The organism is Nocardioides sp. zg-1308 (assembly GCF_013155375.1).
Taxonomy (GTDB): Bacteria; Actinomycetota; Actinomycetes; order Propionibacteriales; family Nocardioidaceae; genus Nocardioides; species Nocardioides renjunii.
Genome location: NZ_JABJQY010000001.1, coordinates 108250 through 128690 on the forward strand (window position 1 = coordinate 108250; position 20441 = coordinate 128690).

General features: G+C 73.5%; 17 protein-coding genes. 9 read left to right on the plus strand and 8 right to left on the minus strand.

Translation table 11 applies throughout. The annotated features are described in order from the left end of the window. Positions 1 to 5: 5 nt before the first annotated feature. Entirely contained in the window at positions 6 to 2420 is a 2415-nt protein-coding gene (locus tag HN031_RS00560) for an Ig-like domain repeat protein (protein WP_172264814.1), read from the plus strand. A 77-nt stretch (positions 2421 to 2497) separates the two neighbouring features. Here HN031_RS00560 and cimA read toward each other — a convergent pair whose 3' ends face one another. Further along, the gene (cimA, locus tag HN031_RS00565) at positions 2498 to 4078 is read right to left on the minus strand and encodes a citramalate synthase (RefSeq protein ID WP_172264817.1); all 1581 of its coding nucleotides are present in this window, start codon (positions 4076 to 4078) and stop codon (positions 2498 to 2500) included. 107 nt (positions 4079 to 4185) lie between these two features. After that, positions 4186 to 5382, minus strand: coding sequence for an MFS transporter (locus HN031_RS00570; protein ID WP_172264820.1), 1197 nt, complete (start codon positions 5380 to 5382; stop codon positions 4186 to 4188). Positions 5383 to 5404: 22 nt separating this feature from the next. On the opposite strand from HN031_RS00570, the gene HN031_RS00575 reads away from it, so the two are divergent. After that, positions 5405 to 5986 carry a TetR/AcrR family transcriptional regulator gene (locus HN031_RS00575; protein ID WP_216651956.1) on the plus strand — a complete coding sequence of 194 codons (582 nt, stop codon included), beginning with the start codon at positions 5405 to 5407 and terminating at the stop codon, positions 5984 to 5986. A 56-nt stretch (positions 5987 to 6042) separates the two neighbouring features. Beyond that, positions 6043 to 6387, plus strand: a complete 345-nt coding sequence (locus HN031_RS00580; protein WP_172264826.1) for a TraR/DksA C4-type zinc finger protein — start codon at positions 6043 to 6045, stop codon at positions 6385 to 6387. A 42-nt stretch (positions 6388 to 6429) separates the two neighbouring features. On the opposite strand, the gene HN031_RS00585 is transcribed toward HN031_RS00580, so the two are convergent. Together HN031_RS00585 and HN031_RS00590 are read right to left on the minus strand one after the other, a co-directional pair. Then, positions 6430 to 8736 carry an esterase-like activity of phytase family protein gene (locus HN031_RS00585; RefSeq protein WP_172264829.1) on the minus strand — a complete coding sequence of 769 codons (2307 nt, stop codon included), beginning with the start codon at positions 8734 to 8736 and terminating at the stop codon, positions 6430 to 6432. 223 nt (positions 8737 to 8959) lie between these two features. Continuing rightward, the gene (locus HN031_RS00590; protein WP_253942951.1) at positions 8960 to 9556 is read right to left on the minus strand and encodes a DUF5709 domain-containing protein; all 597 of its coding nucleotides are present in this window, start codon (positions 9554 to 9556) and stop codon (positions 8960 to 8962) included. Between the two features lie 191 nt (positions 9557 to 9747). Here HN031_RS00590 and ppk2 point away from each other — a divergent pair, with 191 nt between their 5' ends. Further along, complete coding sequence (gene ppk2, locus HN031_RS00595) at positions 9748 to 10638, plus strand: polyphosphate kinase 2 (protein WP_172264832.1); 891 nt, start codon at positions 9748 to 9750, stop codon at positions 10636 to 10638. Between the two features lie 482 nt (positions 10639 to 11120). Further along, the gene (locus tag HN031_RS00600; protein WP_172264835.1) at positions 11121 to 11690 is read left to right on the plus strand and encodes a helix-turn-helix transcriptional regulator; all 570 of its coding nucleotides are present in this window, start codon (positions 11121 to 11123) and stop codon (positions 11688 to 11690) included. Between the two features lie 241 nt (positions 11691 to 11931). Here HN031_RS00600 and HN031_RS00605 read toward each other — a convergent pair whose 3' ends face one another. Continuing rightward, complete coding sequence (locus HN031_RS00605; RefSeq protein ID WP_172264838.1) at positions 11932 to 12948, minus strand: zinc metalloprotease; 1017 nt, start codon at positions 12946 to 12948, stop codon at positions 11932 to 11934. 151 nt (positions 12949 to 13099) lie between these two features. Here HN031_RS00605 and HN031_RS00610 point away from each other — a divergent pair, with 151 nt between their 5' ends. Both HN031_RS00610 and HN031_RS00615 read left to right on the plus strand, forming a co-directional pair. Continuing rightward, positions 13100 to 13393: a virulence factor gene (locus HN031_RS00610; protein ID WP_172264841.1), complete on the plus strand. Its 294-nt coding sequence runs from the start codon at positions 13100 to 13102 to the stop codon at positions 13391 to 13393. After that, positions 13390 to 14274 (plus strand): homocysteine S-methyltransferase family protein, encoded by an 885-nt coding sequence (locus HN031_RS00615; RefSeq protein WP_216651957.1) that lies wholly within the window; start codon positions 13390 to 13392, stop codon positions 14272 to 14274. The genes HN031_RS00610 and HN031_RS00615 overlap by 4 nt, the downstream gene beginning before the upstream one ends. A gap of 30 nt (positions 14275 to 14304) precedes the next feature. On the opposite strand, the gene HN031_RS00620 is transcribed toward HN031_RS00615, so the two are convergent. Next, positions 14305 to 15960: a serine/threonine-protein kinase gene (locus HN031_RS00620; RefSeq protein WP_172264844.1), complete on the minus strand. Its 1656-nt coding sequence runs from the start codon at positions 15958 to 15960 to the stop codon at positions 14305 to 14307. Between the two features lie 73 nt (positions 15961 to 16033). Between HN031_RS00620 and HN031_RS22105 the strand changes: the two genes are divergently transcribed. Both HN031_RS22105 and HN031_RS00630 read left to right on the plus strand, forming a co-directional pair. After that, positions 16034 to 17194, plus strand: a complete 1161-nt coding sequence (locus tag HN031_RS22105; protein ID WP_172264847.1) for a histidine kinase — start codon at positions 16034 to 16036, stop codon at positions 17192 to 17194. Further along, positions 17191 to 17835 (plus strand): response regulator transcription factor, encoded by a 645-nt coding sequence (locus HN031_RS00630; RefSeq protein WP_172264850.1) that lies wholly within the window; start codon positions 17191 to 17193, stop codon positions 17833 to 17835. The genes HN031_RS22105 and HN031_RS00630 overlap by 4 nt, the downstream gene beginning before the upstream one ends. On the opposite strand, the gene HN031_RS00635 is transcribed toward HN031_RS00630, so the two are convergent. Together HN031_RS00635 and nhaA are read right to left on the minus strand one after the other, a co-directional pair. Then, positions 17811 to 18485, minus strand: a complete 675-nt coding sequence (locus tag HN031_RS00635) for a DUF2306 domain-containing protein (protein ID WP_172264853.1) — start codon at positions 18483 to 18485, stop codon at positions 17811 to 17813. The two genes, HN031_RS00630 and HN031_RS00635, sit on opposite strands and share 25 nt — an antisense overlap. Before the next feature lie 85 nt (positions 18486 to 18570). Next, positions 18571 to 20439, minus strand: coding sequence for a Na+/H+ antiporter NhaA (gene nhaA, locus HN031_RS00640; RefSeq protein ID WP_172264856.1), 1869 nt, complete (start codon positions 20437 to 20439; stop codon positions 18571 to 18573). Between the last annotated feature and the right edge of the window lie 2 nt (positions 20440 to 20441).

Below are 20441 nucleotides of genomic sequence, written 5' to 3' on the forward strand. Positions count from 1 at the left end.
CCGCCATGCCCCAACCTCGCGCCCGACGCCCACTGCGTGCCCTGCCGGTGCTGGCCCTCGTCGCCGCCCTCGTGCCTGCGACGGCCTACGCCGCCGACGACGACCCGCGCATCGGCCTGGCCCCGGGCTACTTCCCCTACTCGGACGCGAGCAGCAACATCGAGCTGCTCGACAACGATCCTCGTGAGGGTGCGTTCGACAGTCCGCCGGGCGGCCCGAGCATCAACTCCGACCTCGCCTTCACCGGCGACCACGCCATCGTCGGCAACTACCTGGGCTTCCAGGTCTACGACGTGTCCGATCCTGCCGACCCCACCCTGACCGGCTCGTTCGTGTGCCCCGGCGGTCAGGGCGACGTGAGCGTCTTCGGCGACCTGCTGTTCTTCTCGGTCGAGCAGACCTCGGCCCGCGTCGACTGCGGCACCCAGGGTGTGCAGGGCTCGGTCAGCCCGGAGCGGTTCCGCGGCGTCCGGATCTTCGACATCTCCGACCTCGCCGCCCCCGTCCAGGTGGGCGGCGTGCAGACCTGTCGCGGCTCGCACACGCACACGGTCGTCACCGACCCGGACGATCCCGACAACGTCTACCTCTACAACTCGGGCACCGCCGGCGTGCGGTCGGGAGACGAGCTCGCCGGCTGCGAGAACGTCAACCCCAACACCACCACCGGCCCCGTCACGACCGGCAACCCGGCCCAGTGGCGCATCGACGTCATCAAGGTCCCGCTCGCCGCGCCCGAGGACGCCGCCATCGTCAGTCAGCCGCGGATCTTCACCGACCCCGTGACCGGCGCCTACAACGGACTGCAGAACACGCTCCCCGGCACCCAGCACCCCTCGGGGACCAACTACTCGCCGCTGCCCAACACCAACACCTGCCACGACATCACCGCCTACCCCGAGCTCGGCCTCGCAGCCGGCGCGTGCCAGGGCAACGGCATCCTGCTCGACATCACCGACCCGGTGAACCCCCAGCGCATCGACGCGGTCTCGGACCCCAACTTCTCCTACTGGCACTCCGCCACGATCAGCAACGACGGCACCAAGGTCATCTTCACCGACGAGTGGGGCGGCGGCTCGGGCGCACGCTGCCGGGTGACCGACAAGCCCGAGTGGGGCGCCGACGCGATCTTCGACATCGTCGACAGCAAGATGGAGTTCCGCAGCTACTACAAGCTGCCGGCGCCGCAGACCGCCCAGGAGAACTGCGTGGCCCACAACGGCTCGCTCGTCCCCGTCCCGGGCCGCGACATCATGGTCCAGGCGTGGTACCAGGGCGGTCTGTCGGTCATCGACTTCACCGACTCGGCCAACCCGGTCGAGCTGGCCTACTACGACCGCGGGCCGATCGACACCCCCAACGCGACCGGCATCAACCTGGGCGGCCTCTGGTCGACCTACTGGTACAACGGCAACGTCTTCGGCTCCGAGATCGCGCGCGGCTTCGACGCCTTCGCTCTCCAGCCGAGCGCCCTGCTGTCGGCCGACGAGATCGCCGCCGCCGGCGAAGCAGAGGTCGACGAGTTCAACGCCCAGCACCAGACCGAGCTGAGGTGGGACCCCAGCTTCAGCGTCGCCGGCTCCTACCTCGACCAGGCGGCGCGCTCGGGTGCGCTGTCGGGCGAGCCGTTGGCCGCCGTCACCGCGAGCTTCGCCAAGGCCCGCGAGCTGTCCGCCCAGGGTGCGTCGGCGGCGCCTCTGGTGAGGTACCACCTCAACGCGGCACTGAGGCTGCTCGGTGACAACGGCGACCAGGGCGAGGCCCGTCGGGCCATCGTCGAGCTGCGCGACAGCCTGCCGTGCGCCGCCGGCTGCAAGCTGCCCACCAGCACGACCGCGACGCACTTGCCGGAGCCGTCCACCTTCGGACAGGCCTCGTCGGCGACGGTCACCGTCGACCGTGTCGGCACCGAGGGCGCCCTGCCCAGCGGCAACGTCGTGGTGAGCGACACCACCGGCAAGCAGCTCGGCACCGCCGCCCTCGCCCGCGGCGCCGCCGCCGTCGCCCTGCCCGCCAACCTCCCGGTCGGCACGCACACCCTGACGGCCGCCTACGCCGGCGACGAGGCCAACGCCGCCTCGTCCGCGACGTTCACCGCCACCGTCAAGGCCGCGACCCAGCCCCCGGCGGAGCCCGTCGACTCGAGGACGAAGGTCGTCGTCAAGCCGGAGAAGCCCCGCTACGGACAGGACGTCACCGTCGTGGTGACCGTCAAGGCCCGGGGCGCCGAGGCGACCGGCAAGGTCGTGGTCAGGATCGACGGCAAGAAGGTCGCGAGCAAGCGGCTGGCCGACGGCCGCCTCGCCGTCAAGGTGACGAAGAACCTGCGCGTCGGCAAGCACACCGTCGTCGCCCGCTACGGCGGCTCCGACACCGTCGAGGCCAGCAGGGACAAGGCGACGTTCCGGGTCGTGCGCTGACCCGGCACCGCCGCTGACGCATCCACGAGGGGCCCGACGGAGAGATCCGTCGGGGCCCTCGTCGGGTCGACCCGGCGTCAGCGGTGGTGACGACGCAGGCCGAACGTCAGCCCGTCGACCAGGGCGCCCCACGACGCCTCGATCACGTTGGCGCCGACGCCGACCGTGACCCACGACGACTCGCCGTCGGTGGTCTCGATGAGGACGCGGGTGATCGCGTCGGTGCCGTGGCCCTGGTCGAGGATGCGCACCTTGTAGTCGATGAGCTCGAACTTCGCGACCTCCGGGAAGGCCTGCCCGATCGCCTCGCGCAGGGCGGCGTCGAGGGCGTTGACCGGGCCGTTGCCCTCGCCGGTGACGACGTAGCGCACCCCCTCCGCCCGCAGCTTCACCGTCGCCTCGGAGATCGCCTCACCCGCGGTGCGGGTCTCGGTGATGACGCGCCACGACTCGACCTCGACGTACGACGGCCGCGTGCCCTCGACCTCCTCGGCCAGCAGCAGCTCGAAGGACGCGTCGGCGGCCTCGAAGGTGTAGCCGCCCTGCTCCATCTCCTTGACCCGGGCGGTCACGCGCGTGACGAGCTCGCGGTCCTCCGACAGGTCGTAGCCGAGCTCGCGGCCCTTGAGCTCGATCGAGGCACGCCCGGCCATGTCCGAGACGAGCAGCCGCATGTCGTTGCCGACGCCGACCGGGTCCATGTGCTGGTAGAGGTCCGGGTCGACCTTGATCGCACTGGCGTGCAGCCCGGCCTTGTGCGCGAACGCCGACGTGCCGACGTACGGCTGGCGCGAGGCGGGCGGCACGTTGGTCACGTCGGCGACGGCGTGGGCGATGCGGGTGGCCTCGCGGAGCAGGCCGGTCGGCAGGACCGAGCGGTCCAGCTTGAGCTCGAGGTTGGCGACGACGGTGACGAGGTCGGCGTTGCCGGTGCGCTCGCCGTAGCCGTTGATGCAGCCCTGCACGTGCGTCGCGCCGGCGTTGACGGCCGCCAGGGAGTTGGCGACGGCGCAGCCGCTGTCGTTGTGGGCGTGGATGCCGACCCGAGCGCCGGTCGAGCCGATGACGTCGTGGACGACGTCGCTGACCCAGTCCGGCAGCATGCCGCCGTTGGTGTCGCAGAGCGCCACGACCTCGGCGCCGGCCTCGGCGGCGGTGCGCAGCACCTCGAGGGCGTACGCCCGGTTGGCGCGGTAGCCGTCGAAGAAGTGCTCGGCGTCGAGGAACACCGTCTGCCCCTCCTCGCGCAGGTGGGTCACCGTGTCGCGGACCATCGCGAGGTTCTCCTCGAGCGTGGTGCGCAGCGCGAGCTCGACGTGGCGGTCGTGCGACTTCGCCACCAGTGTCACGACCCCGGCTCCCGAGTCGCGGAGGGCGCCGACCAGCGGGTCGTCCGCGGCGCGTACGCCCGCGCGGCGGGTGGCGCCGAACGCGGCGAGCCGGGCGTGCCGCAGGTCGAGCTCCTCGCGGGCGCGGCGGAAGAACTCGGTGTCCTTGGGGTTCGAGCCCGGCCAGCCGCCCTCGATGAACCCCACGCCGAGCCCGTCGAGCTGGCGGGCGATCGCCAGCTTGTCGGCGACCGAGAGGTTGAGGCCCTCCTGCTGCGCGCCGTCGCGCAGGGTGGTGTCGTAGACGTGGAACGAGCCGTGCAGGTCCATCGGAGCTCTCTCGGTCGGTGGTCTGACATGAAAAAACCTCCTGGGGTGCAGGAGGTCGGCGCGGCGGGGAGTCCCGTCGCGCTAGGCAATGATGATGGTGGTGCTGCTCACGAGCCCATCGTGGCATCCATCCGGACGGTCGTGGCGGTGTCTCGGGATCTGGTTGCGCCGCACGCCGCCGCGAGCACCGCGACCCCCGCCGCGAGCAGGAAGACGGGCGGCAGGCCGATCCGGCCGGCGAGCGCACCCGCGGCCGCGGCACCCGCCGCCTGCCCCAGCACCAGGGCGACGAAGAGCACCGACGTGCCCGCCGCGGCCCGGTCCGCGACGAGGTCGCCCGCCCACGCGATGAGGGCCGAGCTGGCCGCGACGAAGCCCCACCCGAAGGCGCCGCACGCGAGCACCGGGAGCAGCAGCGGCGCCGTCGTCGGCGCGAGCCCGGCGGTCGCGACGGCGACCACGAGCGCCGTCAGCAGCCAGGCGCGCGCCGGGGGCAGCGCCCCGAGGCGGCGTGCCGTCAGGACCGTGGCCGTGCCCCCGACTCCCAGGGCGATCCAGGCCAGGACCGTCTCCGTGCTGCCGGCCCCGGTCGCGGCGACCTGCGTACGCCCGTAGGTCCACGTCGCCGCGGACGCCGCGCCGAGGAGCAGCGCCCCGGCCGCCGGCACCCGGAGCGCCAGCATCCAGCGCAGCCCGCCGGTCGCCTGCTCGTCGGCGACCTCCTCGGCCGGCCGTGCCTGGCCCCGCCGATCGAGCAGCAGCACGCCGGCCCCGGCCGCGGCGGTGACGACGGCACTGGCGACGAAGGCCGCCCGCCAGTCCGGCAGCGCCAGCGCGAGGAGTCCGGCGGCCACGAGGCCGGGGCCCGTGCCGGCGTTGACCGTCGCCTGGGCGGCGGCCGTCCGGGGCGCCGCGACACCGCGGGCGACGACCGCCACGAGGCCCGGGGAGGCGAGGCCCGCGCCCGCCGAGGCCACGACGACGGCCGGCGCGAGGAGCGCCAGCCCGTCAGCCATCGCCATCGCGAGGGCGCCGCCTGAGGCGGTGGCAACGGCCGCGACGACCAGGGTGCGCGGGCGGTGGTCGACGACGACCGCCGCGAGGGCGCCCAGGCAGTACGCCGCCGACGCGGCCGAGGCGACGTACCCGGCCACCGCCGTGCTCATCGCCACGGACGCCGCGATGTCGGGCAGGAACAGGCCGTAGGCGAGGCGCACCAGCCCGTAGGTGCCGGCGATGAGGCACGTGCCCGCGACGACCAGCAGCAGCTCGAGCCGATCCCCGAACGATAACGATCGTTTCATTTCATCAGCCTACAATGCGGACGTGGTCACCCGCGGCTCCACCCTCACCCGGCTCCTGGACGCCGTGGACGAGGTCGTGTTCGTCGAGGGAGCCACCCACGCACCGGTCGACGCGATCCTGGAGCGCGCCGGGGTGTCCCCAGCGACGCTCTACCGGGCCTACCCCAGCAAGGACGCCCTCGTCGCCGCGGCGCTCGAGCGTCGCCACGAGGAGTGGCTCGAGGTGTGGGACGCCGCGATCGCCCGGGCCTCGACCGACCGCGACCGGCTGCTGGCGGTCTTCGACGCCCTCGAGGAGTACGCCGGCCGGACGACCGGGGCCCGCTGGTGCGCCTTCCTCGGCACCGCGGCCGGGCACGTCGACCCCGACCCGGTCCTCGCGGCGGCCGTGCGGCTGGAGACCGACGAGCTGCGGGCCCGCCTGCGACGGCTCGCCGAGCCCGTCGTCGGGACGGACGCGCCCCGGCTCGTCGAGGCGCTGCTGCTCGTCTACTCCGGTCGCCTCGCGATGCGGCTCCGCGCACCGGAACGCGGGGTCGGAGCGCCGAGCTCGCGAGCGGTCGCGGGGCTGCTGATCGACCAGCCGGACCGGCTCGGCTCCTAGCCGGGCCGAGCGTGGAATCCCAGGTCGGTGTCGGACCCACCGGACATCATGGTGGGATGGATGCCGCACGTCGTCGCCTCGCGGAGGAGCGCCGGCTCGCGCTCGACCGCCTGGCCAGCCTGACCGGCGACCACGAGGCCGTCGTCGCGGCCTCGCGCGACACCAACGCCGACGACGAGCACGACCCGGAGGGCCACACGATCGCCTTCGAGCGCTCGCAGATCGGGGCGCTGATCGCGCACGTGCGACGCCACCTCGACGAGCTCGACGCCGCGACGGGCCGCGTCGACGCCGGCACCTACGGCCGGTGCGAGGGCTGCGGGCGACCCATCGGCGACGCGCGGCTCGAGGCGCTGCCCGCGACCCGGACCTGCATCACCTGCGCGTCACGGCGCCGCTGACCGGCCCACGACGACACGTCGTGGGCCGGCCGCGGCGTCGGACTAGCGGACGACCCGCGCGCCGATGGCGGGGTTGTCGGTGAAGAAGCCGTCGATCCCGGCCCGCAGGAAGGCGTTGAGCTCACCCTCCAGGTCACCGGGCGCTGCGGGGTCGGTGCCGCGACGGAACTGCAGCGGCAGGAACTGGTTCTCGACGCGGAACGTGTAGGGGTGGACCTGCAGGCCCTCCCGGTGCGCGTCGTCGATGACCGCCGTCGGCCGCAGCAGCCGGCCCGACGCGTCGCGCGGGATGAGCTGGTCCTTGCACGCGCCCAGCCCGTCGGCGTACTGCGCCACGTCGCGCAGGCCCTGCCGGCTGACGATGTCGGCGTACGTGCGCGGGTCGCCGGCGACGGCCAGGTCGTACGGCGCGCCGGTGCAGCCGGTCAGCTGGGTGATCCGGAAGTCGGTGACGCCGTCGAGCTCGCGGAGGTTGGTGGTCTCGAAGCTCTGCAGGTAGACCGGGTCGTCCCCGTCGTAGCCGTTGGCCGCGAGCGTGGCGAGCAGCGGCTCCTCGAGGGAGAGCCCGATGCCGTCGAAGTAGGTCGGGTGCTTGGTCTCGGGGTAGACGCCGACCGCCTCGCCGCCACAGGTCCGCGAGCGGCGGGCGAGGTCGAGCACCTCGTCGAGGGTCGGCACGGCGTAGAGGCCGTTGAACGGCGTGTTCTGCGGGCGCACCCCGGGGATCCGCTCGACGGCGCGCAGGGTCTTGAGCTCGGCGAGGGTGAAGTCCTCGGTGAACCACCCGGTCAGCGCGACGCCGTCGATCGTCCGCGTGGTCCTCCGGCCGGCGAACTCGGGCCGCGACGCGACGTCCGTGGTGCCGCCGATCTCGTTCTCGTGACGGGCCACGAGCACCCCGTCCCTGGTGGAGACCAGGTCCGGCTCGATGTAGTCGGCGCAGGCCAGGATGGCCTGCTCGTAAGCCGCGAGGGTGTGCTCGGGCCGGGTGCCGCTGGAGCCGCGGTGGCCGATCACCAGCGTGTCGCCGGGCGCGCTCGGCCGCAGCCGCGGCAGGTCGACGACGACGAGCTCGGTGTCGTCCGGGGTGCCGGGCACCCGCGCGTCGTCGCCGGGGTAGTTGTTGTCGTTGCCGACGAGCAGCCGGCCGTCGCGGAGCTCGACGACGACCTCGACCGACACGAACGGGAACGAGAACGGGTCGGAGACGCCGTACGCGCCGGGCGAGGACGCGACGCCGATCCGGGCGGGGTTCGCGATCTTGAGCAGGTCGACGACGAGCCGCTTCTCGACGAACCCGTCGGAGTCCGACGAGCCGAGGTCGATCTCGTAGAGCCGCTTGGTGACGGCCGCGGGGCCGTCGAGGTTGTCGCGCTCGATGAGGACGAGCTTGTCGCGCCGCACGGTGAAGGCGTCGCCGATGACGTTGGGCGCCTCGTCGACCTGGTAGCGCCACGTGCGGCCGGTGTAGGCGGACCGGCGGGTGTCGAACTCGTAGACGACGCGGCGGCGCTGGTCGGCGTCGTCGACGAACGCACCCTCGAGGATCGGGTAGAGGTAGCGGCCGTTGGCGGAGCCGCCCATGGCCTCGAAGCCGCGGCTGGCGGGGACGCGGGGCTGCTCGCCGGCGGCGAGGAAGGGGTTCTGGGGGGACTTGCCGTCGGGCAGCGGGACGGGTGCCTCGAGCACCCGGCCGTCGGCGCTGACGTGGAGCAGGAACGGGCCGAACTCCTCCCCAATCCAGAACGAGCCGTCGCGGCCGCGCACCACGGACTCGATGTCGAAGTCGGCACCGGTGAGCAGCCGGTCGGTGGTCGCCTGGTTGGTGATCGGGAAGGTCACCTTGCGTGCGGGGTCGCGCAGGGAGATGAAGCGCTCGACGCGGATCTCGCCGGGTCCGCCGTCGGCGGTCTCCCAGTCGGGACGGATCTTGTAGAGGCGCAGGAGGAAGTCGGCGGAGTTGGCCTTGGTCCCGAAGCCGTTGTCCGGCTGGGCCCAGAAGGTGCCGTCACCGTTCTCGATCATCGCGGAGAACCCGGGGATCACCTGACCGGGGAAGGGACCGGTGCGGCCGTTGGCCGGGCTGGCGAGTGCACCGGAGGGCGGGCCGCTGGCGAGGAAGTCCGCGGACAGCGTGGCGCGCGCCTCGAGGGTGGGCTGGACGGCCCGGTCGGGGCGGTGACCCCGGTCGAGGGCGGCCTTGGCGGAGCCGGTCGTGGGGGCGCCGGGGGTGCCGGCGGAGGGGCTGGCCGCCGCAGTGGTGGAGGTGGCGGCGTGGACGGTGGACAGCACCGTCGCGGTGAGGGCGAGGCTGACCCAGCGGGCCGCCCGAGAGATGGGGAGGGACATGGGTGTGACGCTGGCGTTCCCCGGCCAACCCGGCCGCTCCGTTCGGCGATGAGCACGTGAGCGCTGGGTGAACGCCCGGCAGACGGGCAGGCGTGAGGTCGGCGCAGCGGGTACGGGGCGGCACAGGCGCGGTCGACTGTGGGACCGGCCGCCACAGGCCGTCGCGGGGCGACCGACGAACCCGGCCCAGCCTCGCGGCTGAACCGGGTCGTCACGAGACAGGTCAGTCGGGCGGGTTGAGGTCGGCCTCGAGGTCGACCAGCGGGTCGAGCTCCGGGTCGTCGACCACGTGGATCGCGGCCTCCTCGGCGCCGGCGGCGGCCCCGTCGATGCCGACGTCCGTGGCGACCAGGTCCTTCTCCGTGTCGGTGCGGACGCCCTCGTCGATCGCGACGAGCCGACCGGCGCGCGCGCCGTCGACGTCCCCGCCGACCTCGCCCTCGTCGACCGACGGGTTCTCCTCGGTCACCAGCGCCGCGAGGTCACCGCGGGCGGCCTCTTCCTCGGCGACCTCGTACGGGTCGGGCTCGGGCAGCTCCTGCTCGAGGCGCTGGTCGAGGGACTCCCCCATGCTCTCCTCGAGCGGCGTGTTGCCGAAGCCCTGTCCGGCCGACCACTTCTCCGGCGGCGAGTAGCCCTCGTCCAGCGGCTCCGACAGCCCGCGGTCGTCGTCGACCAAGCTGTCGCCCGTGCTCTGCGGCTGCGTCTCGTCGTCGACGCTGTAGCCGTGGTAGCTCTCGTTGTCGGTGCTGTCCCCGGTGACGTCGACGGCCGGGTCGGTCCCGATCTCGCTGGCGACGTCTGGCTGTTCGGCGGTCATGGACCCTCCTGCGTTCGTTGGCTGGACGACGCCCCGTACCCGAATCCCCGGACCTGAACGGGCGGTCCGCGAGCCGTGCGCCACAGGTCACCCCCTGGACTGTTCTGCCGGTCTGGGGCGTCTGCCCATACTGCGAGGACGGCCTCGGAAGTCCACCCAGCAGCGAGGCCGCACCACCGGAGGGAGAGCTCGTGCTGCGCGACGTCCGGGAGTACATCGACCGGCTCCACATCGACGGCCACACGATCGGCGAGGACCACGACGACGACCCGATCCTGCTCGACAAGCACGGCCGCGCCGTCGACACGTGGCGGGAGAACTACCCCTACGACCAGCGCATGGACCGCGAGCGCTACGAGATCGACAAGTACCGGCTCCAGGTCGAGCTGCTCAAGCTGCAGAACCACCTCGCCAGCACCGGCGGCCGGCACGTGCTCGTCTTCGAGGGACGCGACGCCGCCGGCAAGGGCGGGACGATCAAGCGCTTCATGGAGCACCTCAACCCGCGCTACGCCCGCGTCGTCGCCCTCACCAAGCCGAGCGAGCGCGAGCAGACGTCGTGGTACTTCCAGCGCTACGTACGCCACCTCCCGGCCGCCGGCGAGATGGTCCTGTTCGACCGCTCCTGGTACAACCGCGCCGGCGTCGAGCGGGTCATGGGCTTCGCCGACCCCGACGAGGTGGCGCTGTTCATGGACCACGCGCCGGTCTTCGAGAAGATGCTCGTCGACAGCGGGATCACGCTGACCAAGCTCTGGTTCTCCGTGACGGCGGCCGAGCAGCGCACCCGCTTCATGGTCCGGCAGGTCGACCCGGTCCGCCGGTGGAAGCTCTCCCCCATCGACATCGAGTCGCTGGAGAAGTGGGACGACTACACCGAGGCCAAGGAGGAGATGTTCCTCCGCACGGACAGCGACTTCGCGCCGTGGACCACCATCAAGAGCAACGACAAGAAGCGCGCCCGCATCAACGCCATGCGCTACTTCCTGTCCCGCGTCGACTACGAGGACAAGGTCCACGAGGTCGTGATGGCCCCCGACCCGGCGCTGGTCACCCGCGGCATCGCCGCAGTCGGCGACTGAACCGTCCCGTACGCCGGTCCGGCCCCACGGAGGCGGGCCACCCGCTCTGCCGGCCGCAGGCCCGGTGCAGCGAGTCCGCCGTACACGGAGAGTCCGGCGTACGCCATGCCCCGCGCCCGGCCACCCCTCGCGACACCCCCCCTCCCGGCGGTCCTGGCCCTTGAGTCTCTGAGCGACTCAAGGCGTAGGCGCGCCTCGGCCGGCACCCGTTCGGTTGTTTCTTGGTCTTGAGTCTGTGAGCGACTCAAGGGCTAGGACGCGCCGGGTGGGGCGGCGCGGAGGGTCCGCTGTTGGCGGTGGGGAGCCGCCAGGCGTCCACAGGTGCTGGCGAACGGGCCGGTGCGGGCGTGCTGTGGAGAGCACGGCCACTGTGTCGGCGGCTCGGTCTGTGATGGCTGGACGGGACCGGCACACAGGGCGAGGAGTAGGCGATGGTTGGTACGACGGCAGCGACGACAGATGCGGCAGTGGCGGGGGCCGGGGTGGGTGCTCCGGCTGGGTGGTGGGGTGAGGCGGAGTGGCAGTGGTACGACCTGGGGCCGTTCGAGGGCGGGATCCCGGGGATGGTGCGCCGGGTGCGGCGGATCCTGGACGTGTCGCAGCGGGGGCTGGCCGGGCTGTTGGAGGTGTCGCAGTCGGTGGTGGCGCGGTGGGAGACCGGACGTACGAGTCCTCGGACGAGCGTGCTGCACGCGATGGTGCGGATGGCGGGGCTGCGGGAGCGGTACGTCGCCGTGGACACCGGGGAGGAGGTCGAGCCGATGCGCGACGACGGTGCCCGCCGACATGGTGGGAGCCGGTTCCCGGCTCACACCGACCTGCGGGTCAACGGGTGGTGGGCGCCGGCAGGGTTGCGTTCAAGCATGGAGCTGTGGAACTGGGTCGACCGGTCACGGGTCAGGCGGGACCCGATGGTCCGCTGCCGCACCAGCCGCTGGCTGCGCCGTCTGGAGCGGTTGATGTGGGGCACCCCCGACGACCATCCCTCGCTGCGCCAGCTCGCCGCCGAGGTCGAGCACCGCGACGAGCGACGCGACGAGCTCCTCGAGTAGCGCCGCCGGCACCCGGCAGCGTGACCCGGCGGCGCGGCCCGGCAGCGTGAGTCGGGCGGAGGCGGGGTACGGGATCCGTCCCACCGACCCACCGATGCAGGTAGTCATGACCGACCAGGACAACGGCCGCGGCGCGGCCGAGGTAAACGCAGGCGTGCCGGAGACGGCGGAGGAACACGCAGGACCGGCGGGCGTCGCCGACTGAGCGACGGGTCGGCGACACCCGCTCCTGGTCAGCCCGTCAGCCCAGGTCGCGGTAGGACGTCCAGGCCGTCTGCATGCGGGCGGCCTGACCGGCGGTGAACTGGGTCATGCACGAGTCGTAGGTGTAGTCCATGAAGTTCGTGATGGGGTCCAGGCCGGGAGCCGCGCAGGTGTCCCGCCCGGTCGGGCACTGGAAGGCCGGCGAGGCCTCGGCTGCCGTGTCGGCCACGTAGTCACCCGGCTCGGAGCAGCCGCCCTGGAAGGTGTGGTACAGCTCCAGCCAGTGGCCGACCTCGTGCGTCGCGGTGTCGCCCTCGCCATACGTCGTGAAGACGCTGCTGTCGCCCGTGTCGTTCGGCACGGTGGGCAGGCTGCGGTAGTCGAGCACGACGCCGTCGAGGTACTGCGGCAGCGGGTTGCCGGCCGTCGCGGCGGGGTCGAAGTCGGACGGGAAGTAGGCCCAGCCGAGCAGCGACTGGCCGAGCGAGGCGGTGTAGATGTTGAGCGTCTCGGACGTGCTGTCGCCGTAGAGCGCCTTCTTCATCTTCACCTCTTTGCCGCTGCCGCGGTAGTAGCGCGGGGTGGCGCCGTTGGCGGAGATGAGGTTGAACCACTCCGGCTCGTAGGACCGGGTGGTGTCCTCGAGGACGAAGGAGAACCCGTGCGGCGCGTAGGCGGCGTTCATGACGTCGATCTGGGCCGCGATCCGCGCGTCCGAGAGGTCGCCGCCGGCCTGGCCGCGGTCCTTGGCGATGACGTGGAAGCGGACCGGGACGGTGACGGTCGCGAACGCCGCGGCGCTGCGGGCGCCGGTCGCGGTCCTGTCGGAGGCCGCGCTCCGGAGCGCCTTGGCCAGCGGGTCCTTGCGGACGTGGTGGTGGTCGTCGCGCGGGATGGTGCCGGCGGGGGCGTCGCCGATGGCCCCGTAGTCGATGCAGTCGGTGGTGTCCTTCGCTGGCGCCGCGAAGGCGGGCACGGTCATGCCGAGCCCGAGGGTGAGGGCCGTGGCTGCCACGCCCAGGCGGCGTACGGCGGAGGTTGCGTCGAAGGTCATCGGTGGGTCCCCTTCCGAAGGTGTGGACGGAACCTACGCCCGCGCCTGCCGCAGGCACAGACTCCCTACGGGTGGAGACGGTTCGGGTCACGGCGCGTTCACCTGCCGGTCGGACCCGCGCCGGCACACCGGGCGGACCTAGGCTCCGAGCATGACGGACTACCAGGTGACGAGGTGGCGGGAGCTGCCGTCCATGGTCGCGGCCCGCTCGGGCGACGAGACGGTGAAGGCCACTCTCGCGGCGCGGTTCCAGGAGGCGATCGACGAGGCGGCCATGCGCCTGGGCGACACCGGCGCCGACGACTACCTGCTGGGCTGGGACCGCTCGCCGTGGACCGAGGCCGACGGCACGCCCGCCGAGGTGCTCGAGCGGGTGGTTGCGGAGCTGGAGTCCGAGTGGCCCGCCGACCGGCTCAGCGGCTACCTCGACGGGCTCGGCCGGTGAACCGCCTGGCGGCCCTGCTCGGGCCGGACCGGCCGGTGCTGTTCGACGGCGGCATGGGCACCCTCCTGCAGGACAGCGGCCTGGAGGACGGTGCTCCCGGTGAGCTCTGGAACCTCGAGAACCAGGACGCGGTGCGCGCCGCCCACGGGGCGTACGCCGATGCCGGCGCGCGCATCCTCACCACCAACACGTTCGGGGGCACCCGGCCGCGGCTCGACATGCACGGCCTCGGCGACCGTCTCGCCGAGGTGAACCGCAACGCCGCGCGGATCGCGCGCTCGGTCGCCGACGAAAGGGGCCTGCTCGTCGCGGGCGACCTCGGTCCGACGGGTGAGCTGCTGGCGCCCCTCGGCGCCATGACGAGCGAGGAGGCGCAGGCGCTGTTCGCCGAGCAACTCACGGCGCTCGTCGAGGATGGGATCGACCTCGTGCTGGTGGAGACCCTCAGCGACCTCGGCGAGGCCGACGCCGCCGTCGCTGCCGCCAAGGAGGTGGCGCCGCACCTGCCGGTCGTGGTGACGATGAGCTTCGACACCAACGTGCGCACGATGATGGGAGTCCGGCCGGCCGACGCGGTGACGCACCTGTCCGCCGCCGGGGTCGACGCGGTCGGCGCCAACTGCGGGCGCGGCCCGGAGGAGATGGAGCTCATCGCCGCGGAGATGGTCGGAGCCCGGAGCGGCGAGGTGCTGCTCGTCGCCCAGTCCAACGCCGGACTGCCGCAGGTCGTGGGCGACCACTTCGAGTACGACGCCACGCCTGACGACCTCGCGGCGCACGCGAGCCGGCTCGCCGGCCTGGGCATCGACCTGGTCGGGGGCTGCTGCGGCTCGACGCCCGACCACATCGCCGCGATCCGGAGCACGCTCTCGCCGGCCTGAGGACCCGGAGACTGAGGCTCCGGGCAGGGCTCAGAGCCAGCCCGGGAGGCTGATGTCGGCCAGCGGCGCGGAGTCGTCGGGCGACCACGCCGTGCCCTGGGCGGACGCGGCGGCGCCCAGCCCGGAGGCACCGGCAGCGAGCAGCAGGGTGACCAGCAGCCACGGGACCGCGCGGCGCGCCAGCGGGTCGACCGCGCGGTGGAGCGGTGAGCGCAGCCGCTCCGAGCCCGGTCCCCACCACAGCCCGACCGCGAACGCCGCCCCGACGAGGGCCAGCGAGGTGAGCATCGAGAGGGAGGCGGCGAAGCAGAGCAGCGCGATCGCGGCGCCGATGCCGAGGCTCCACAGCGACAGGATCACCGTGCCGCCCAGGCCGGCCACCGCGTGCCAGGGCGCGGCGAGCAGCAGCTGGATGCCGTCGTACCACTTGGCGCCCCGCCGGCTGCGCCGGTTGCCCGCGGACGACGCCGCCATCGACCCGCTGCGCAGCAGCCAGACGGCGACGAGGACCACGGCGAGGGTGACGTAGGGCGCGAGCGCGGTGCCGCCGGCGAGCGCCGCACCGAGCGCGAGGAACGTGCCGCTGCGGCGCAGCCGCTCCCCCGCCGGCGCCCGTTCGACGAAGGGCGGGAGGTGCTCCGGCGGGAGCCAGGCCGTGCTGCCCGCGTGGTCGTGGGGGGCGCTCCAGTCCGAGGACCAGTGCACCGGCTCCTCGGGCGTCTGGTGGGCGACGGGCGTGGTGTCGACCGGGGCCGTGCCCATCCGGGTCGGCGCCTCCCGCTCCTGGTGGGCGAGGGCGACGTAGGGAAGGGTCACCGGGTCGGGCTCGACGCGACGGTCGCGGGGGGTGCCGGGCCGGGCGTCGTCGACCGGCGGCCGCGCGAGCTCCTCGAGCCAGTCGCGGACCTCGTCGAGCGAGGGCCGGTCGCGGCCCTCCGGCGCGAGCGCCTCCTCCACGACCGGGAGGAGCAGCGGGTCCAGGCCGGTGAGGTCGTGCTCGCCGCGGCGCACGCGGTCCATGATCGCCACCGACGGCCCGCGGCCGAACGGCGCGCGGCCGGTGCCGGCGTACGCGACCGTGGCGCCCCAGGCGTGCACGTCGGAGGCCGCGGTCGCGTCGTCGCCGTAGAGGATCTCCGGCGCGAGGTAGCCCGGGGTGCCGAGCAGCCAGCCGTTCATCGTGATGCGGGAGTCCTCGGCGACCCGGGCCAGCCCGAAGTCGATCAGGATGGGCGTGCGGCCCTCCATGATGACGTTGGACGGCTTGATGTCGCGGTGCAGCACCCCGACGGCGTGCACCGCCTCGAGCGCCTCGGCCAGGCAGTCGGCGAACCACAGCAGGTCGTCACCGGCGAGCGTGCCCTCCTCCTGCACGTGGTCGTGGAGCGACAGCCCCGGGACGTAGCGGGTCGCGACGAACGGGATCTCGCCGTAGGGGTCGGCGTCGACGATCTCGGCGATGCGGCGGCTGCGCACCCGGCTCAGCGAGCTCACCTCGCGCGCCAGCCGGCGCCGCGCCTCGTCGTCGCCGACGACGTGCGGGCGCAGCACCTTGATGGCGACCGGTCGCTCGCCCGGCTTCTGGCCCAGGTGCACCACTCCCATCCCGCCCTCGCCGAGGCGGGCGCGCAGCGCGTAGCCGCCCACGGTGAGACCGGGCGGCGGCGCACTCGGGGACGTCGTCACGCCACGAGGTTACCGGCGGCCCTCGGTCAACCGGCCGATCCGGGTGGGGCGCGCCGGGCACTACGGTTCACCCGTGCTCACGGTCCTGCGGTCCTTGGTCGGGTCGGTCCGGCGCCTGCCGGCCCCGCCGGGCGCGCGTCCGGCCGGTCGGTCCGACATCGCCCTCGTCGCGGTGGCGGCCGTGCTGGCGGTCGTCGAGGTGACGCTCCTGCGGCCCGACCTGCCGGGGCGGTGGCTCTCGCTGGTCGGCTTCCTCGCCTGGCTGCCCAGCCTGCTCGTACGACGGACGCGCCCCGCGGCGACGGCGCTCGCCTTCGCGGCGGTCATGGTCGTCCTGTCGGTGGTCCAGCGCCTCGGCGACGTCGACCCGCCCGGCGACCTGCACACGGCGGTGCTGGCGCTGCTCATCCCCTACTCCCTGGTGCGCTGGGCGTCCGGCGCCGACGCGGTCTCGGGGCTGGCGCTCTTCCTCCTGGTGGCCGGCTCGTCCCTGGTGGCGCAGGACCTGGCGGCCGGCGACCGGCTGGGCGGCGCGGCCGTGCTCGTCGCGGCGACGATGACGGGGCTCGCCCTGCGCGCGCGGGCGATGCTGCACACGCGCCAGCTCGAGGACGTACGACGCCTGGAGCGGGAGCGCCTCGCGCGCGATCTGCACGACACGGTCGCCCATCACCTGACCGCCATCGCGATCAGCGCGCAGGCGGGCCTCGCGGTCGCCGAGACGCGGCCGGCGGCGGCGAGGGAGGCCCTGCGCCGCATCGACGAGGAGGCGACCCGCACCCTCGCCGAGACCCGGTCGGTGGTGCGGATGCTGCGGACCGACGACGACCCGGCGCGGCGGCCGCTGGACGACCTGACCGCGATGGCCGCGGCTGCGGGACCGGGTCCGGCCGTCGAGGTGGTCGTCGCCGACGACCTCGACCTGTCCCCCACCGTCGCGGCGACCGTCCAGCGGATCGCCCAGGAGTCGGTCGCCAACGCGCGCCGCCACGCGACGGACGTCACGAGCGTCCGGGTGCAGGTGGCCAGGAGGCTCGACCTGGTCGAGCTGACCGTCACCGACGACGGTCGCAGCGCGATGCCGGCCGACAGGGGGTTCGGCATCCTCGGCATGACCGAGCGTGCCGAGCTCGTCGGTGGCCGGCTGTCCGCCGGTCCCGCGGTCGGTGGCGGCTGGAAGGTCGTCGCGCTCCTGCCGTCCCGGGACCGCGAGCTCGACCGGCGCCGGCCATGACGCTCCGGGTGCTCGTCGCCGACGACCAGGAGATCGTGCGCACCGGGCTGGCGATGATCCTCGACGCGCAGGACGGCATCGAGGTGGTCGCGGCAGCCGCGGACGGCCAGGACGCCGTCGCGCAGGCCCGCAGGCTGCGGCCGGACGTGTGCCTGCTCGACATCCGGATGCCCCGCCTCGACGGCATCGAGGCGACCCGTGCGCTGGCCGGTCCCGAGGTGACGGACCCGATCGCCGTCGTGGTCGTGACGACCTTCGACCTCGACGACTACGTCTACGGCGCGCTGCGGGCCGGCGCCAAGGGGTTCCTGCTCAAGGACTGCGGCCCCGCGCTGCTCACCCACGCCGTCCGGGCGGCCGCCGACGGCGGCTCCCTCGTCGCGCCGGCGGTGACCACCCGGCTGCTGCGGGACTTCGCCGGCAGGGACGCCCCGCTGCAGCCCACGGCCGCCCTCACCGACCGGGAGGAGGAGGTGCTCGTCGCCGTGGCGCGGGGGCTGACCAACCACGAGGTCGCCGCGGAGCTCTACATCTCCCTCAGCACGGTGAAGACCCACCTCGCCTCGCTGATGGCCAAGCTCGGGGTCCGCAACCGCGTCGAGCTCGCGCTCTGGGCCTACCAGACGCGGCGGCTCGGCTGACGGGCCTGGCTGCGCCGCACGAGCCACTCCGCCACGACCAGGTTGATCACCCACGCTGCGGCCATACCGCTCGCCTTCAGGTCGCCGCCCGGCTGGTCGACGACGAGGACCATCGGCCCGAGGACGACCGCCTGCGTGCCGGCGCCCTGCCCGACGGCGTACGCCCTCGCCATCCACCGCTGGTGGGTGCGTACGTCGCGGCGCAGGATCGCCGCGACACCGAGCACCAGGCCGGCCACCATGACGGAGCCGAACACCAGCCGGACCCACATCAGCGCGGCGTTGTCGTGGGCGGGCAGGTCGTACCAGACCGCCATCCACAGCCCGCTCAGCGCCGCGGCCAGCCCGGCCGGCACGAGCACGCGCCCGCTCCAGCGGTGCCACCGCGGCCGGCGGCGCCGGAAGGACGGCATGAACTGGAACGCCCCCAGCACGCAGTAGGTGCAGGCACCGAGCACGTGGACGACCACCGGAAGGGGCAGGTCGAAGAAGCGCTGGCTGGTCTCGTCGGCCTCCCCGGTCGCCAGGTCGGCGAGGCGGAGCACGCCGGCCACGACCGGCACGAAGGTGAGCGCCAGGAGGCCGGCCGGGATCCACCACTCGCGGCGGCGTCGGGGCGGGGCTGGTCGCGCGGGGGCGATCGTCGTCATGCGACGAGCCTCGCCGCGCCCGGTGGGCGCCGCATCGGCCGGCGGGCCGGGACGCATCGGCCGAACGGCCGAGACCGCTCGCTGGTCAGCGGGCGACGGCCGCCGACTCCAGCGCGGCGATCAGCGTGCGTGCGTCGTGGGGCCCGATGTGGCGGGTGTCGCCGATGAAGAACGTCGGCGTCCCGCGCACGCCGCTCTCCTCGGCCGACGCCACGTCGTGCTCCACGTGCCGGGCGAGCTCGTCGTCATCGAGGTCGCGCATGAAGCGCTCCACGTCCAGGCCGATCTGCGCCGCGTAGCCGACGAGGTCCTCCAGCTCCAGCTCGTCCTGGTGGGCGAAGAGCACGGCGTGCATGTCCCAGAAGCGGTCCTGGCGGGCCGCGGCCTCCGAGGCGAGCGCGGCGAGCTCGGCGTGCGGGTGGACCGGCAGCGGCAGGTGGCGGGTGACGTAGCGCAGCCGGTCGCCGAAGTGGGCCCGCAGCTCCTCGCCGACGCCGCTGACCCGGGCGCAGAACGGGCACTCGTAGTCGAGGTACTCCACGAGCGTCAGCGGCGCGTCGACCGGGCCCAGCACGTGGTCGCGCTCCTCGTCGACGGGCCGGCTCAGCAGCGTGGGCAGGGCGGCGTCTCGCTGGCCGAGGACGCGGGCGGCGAAGCGGAACGCCAGCCAGCCGGCGAGGCTGGCCAGCCCGGCCGCCAGCAGGACGCCCACGCGGGCCTCGTCCTGGAGCCGGCTGGAGTCGAAGGCCAGGCTGATGATGAGCAGCGAGACGGTGAAGCCGATGCCCGACAGCGCGCCACCGGCGAGGGTGTGCCCGAGGCCCACGCCCTGCGGCAGGCGGCCCCAGCCGAGCCGGACGCTGGCCCACGCGCCGACGAAGATGCCGAGCGCCTTGCCGACCACCAGGCCGAGCACGATGCCCCACATCAGCCGCGAGCCGAGGGCATCGCCGAGCACGCCGTCACGCAGGTCGACGCCGGCGTTGGCCAGCGCGAAGAGAGGGACGACGACGCGGCTGGTCGGCGAGTGCAGCGCCTCCTGCAGCCGCTCGTTGACCGAGATCGCGCGGGTCAGCGACCGGCGTGCCACCCGCTGGACGCCCGGCATCGGGGACTGCCGGAAGGCCCGGAACGACGTCGCTGCCGCGTCGACGTCGGAGCGGCGCGGGTCGAGCGCCGGGACCAGGAGCCCGCTCACCATCCCGGCGATCGAGGCGTGCACGCCCGACTCGAGGGTGGCGACCCAGAGCACGACCACCACGAGGACGTAGGGCGCCGCCTGCCACACGGCGTAGCGGTCCAGCACGACCAGCACGGCCAGGCAGGCCGCGGCGACGAGCAGCGCACCCGCCGAGATGTCGTCGGAGTAGACGATGCCGATGACGCTCACCGCGACGATGTCGTCGATGACGGTCAGCGTCAGCAGGAAGATCCGCAGCTGGGTGGAGACCGCGGGGCCGACCAGCGCCATGACGCCGAGCAGGAACGCGGTGTCGGTGCCGATGACGGCGCCCCAGCCGGCCGACTCGGCACCCGACGGGTTGAGGGCCAGGAAGATCGCGGCCGGCACCAGCATGCCCGTGGTGCCCGCGACGAGCGGCACCACGACCCGGCTGCGGTCGGTGAGCTCGCCGATCGCGAACTCCTTGCGGACCTCGAGCCCGATCACGAAGAAGAACACGACCATGAGGCCGTCGTTGATCCAGTGGTGCAGGTCCATGGTCAGCCCGCCGCTGCCGAAGCGGATCGACAGCTCGGTGTGCCACAGGTCGACGTAGGACTGCGACCACGGCGAGTTGGCCCACACGAGCGCGACCAGGGCGGCCGCCACGAGCAGCCCGGCCGACATCGACTCGGTGTCGATGAAGTCGCGCAGCGACCGCGAGCTCTGGGCCTCGAAGGCGGACGCGCCCCGGCAGGAGGACTGGTCGGTGGTCGCGGCGTCGTCGGACATCG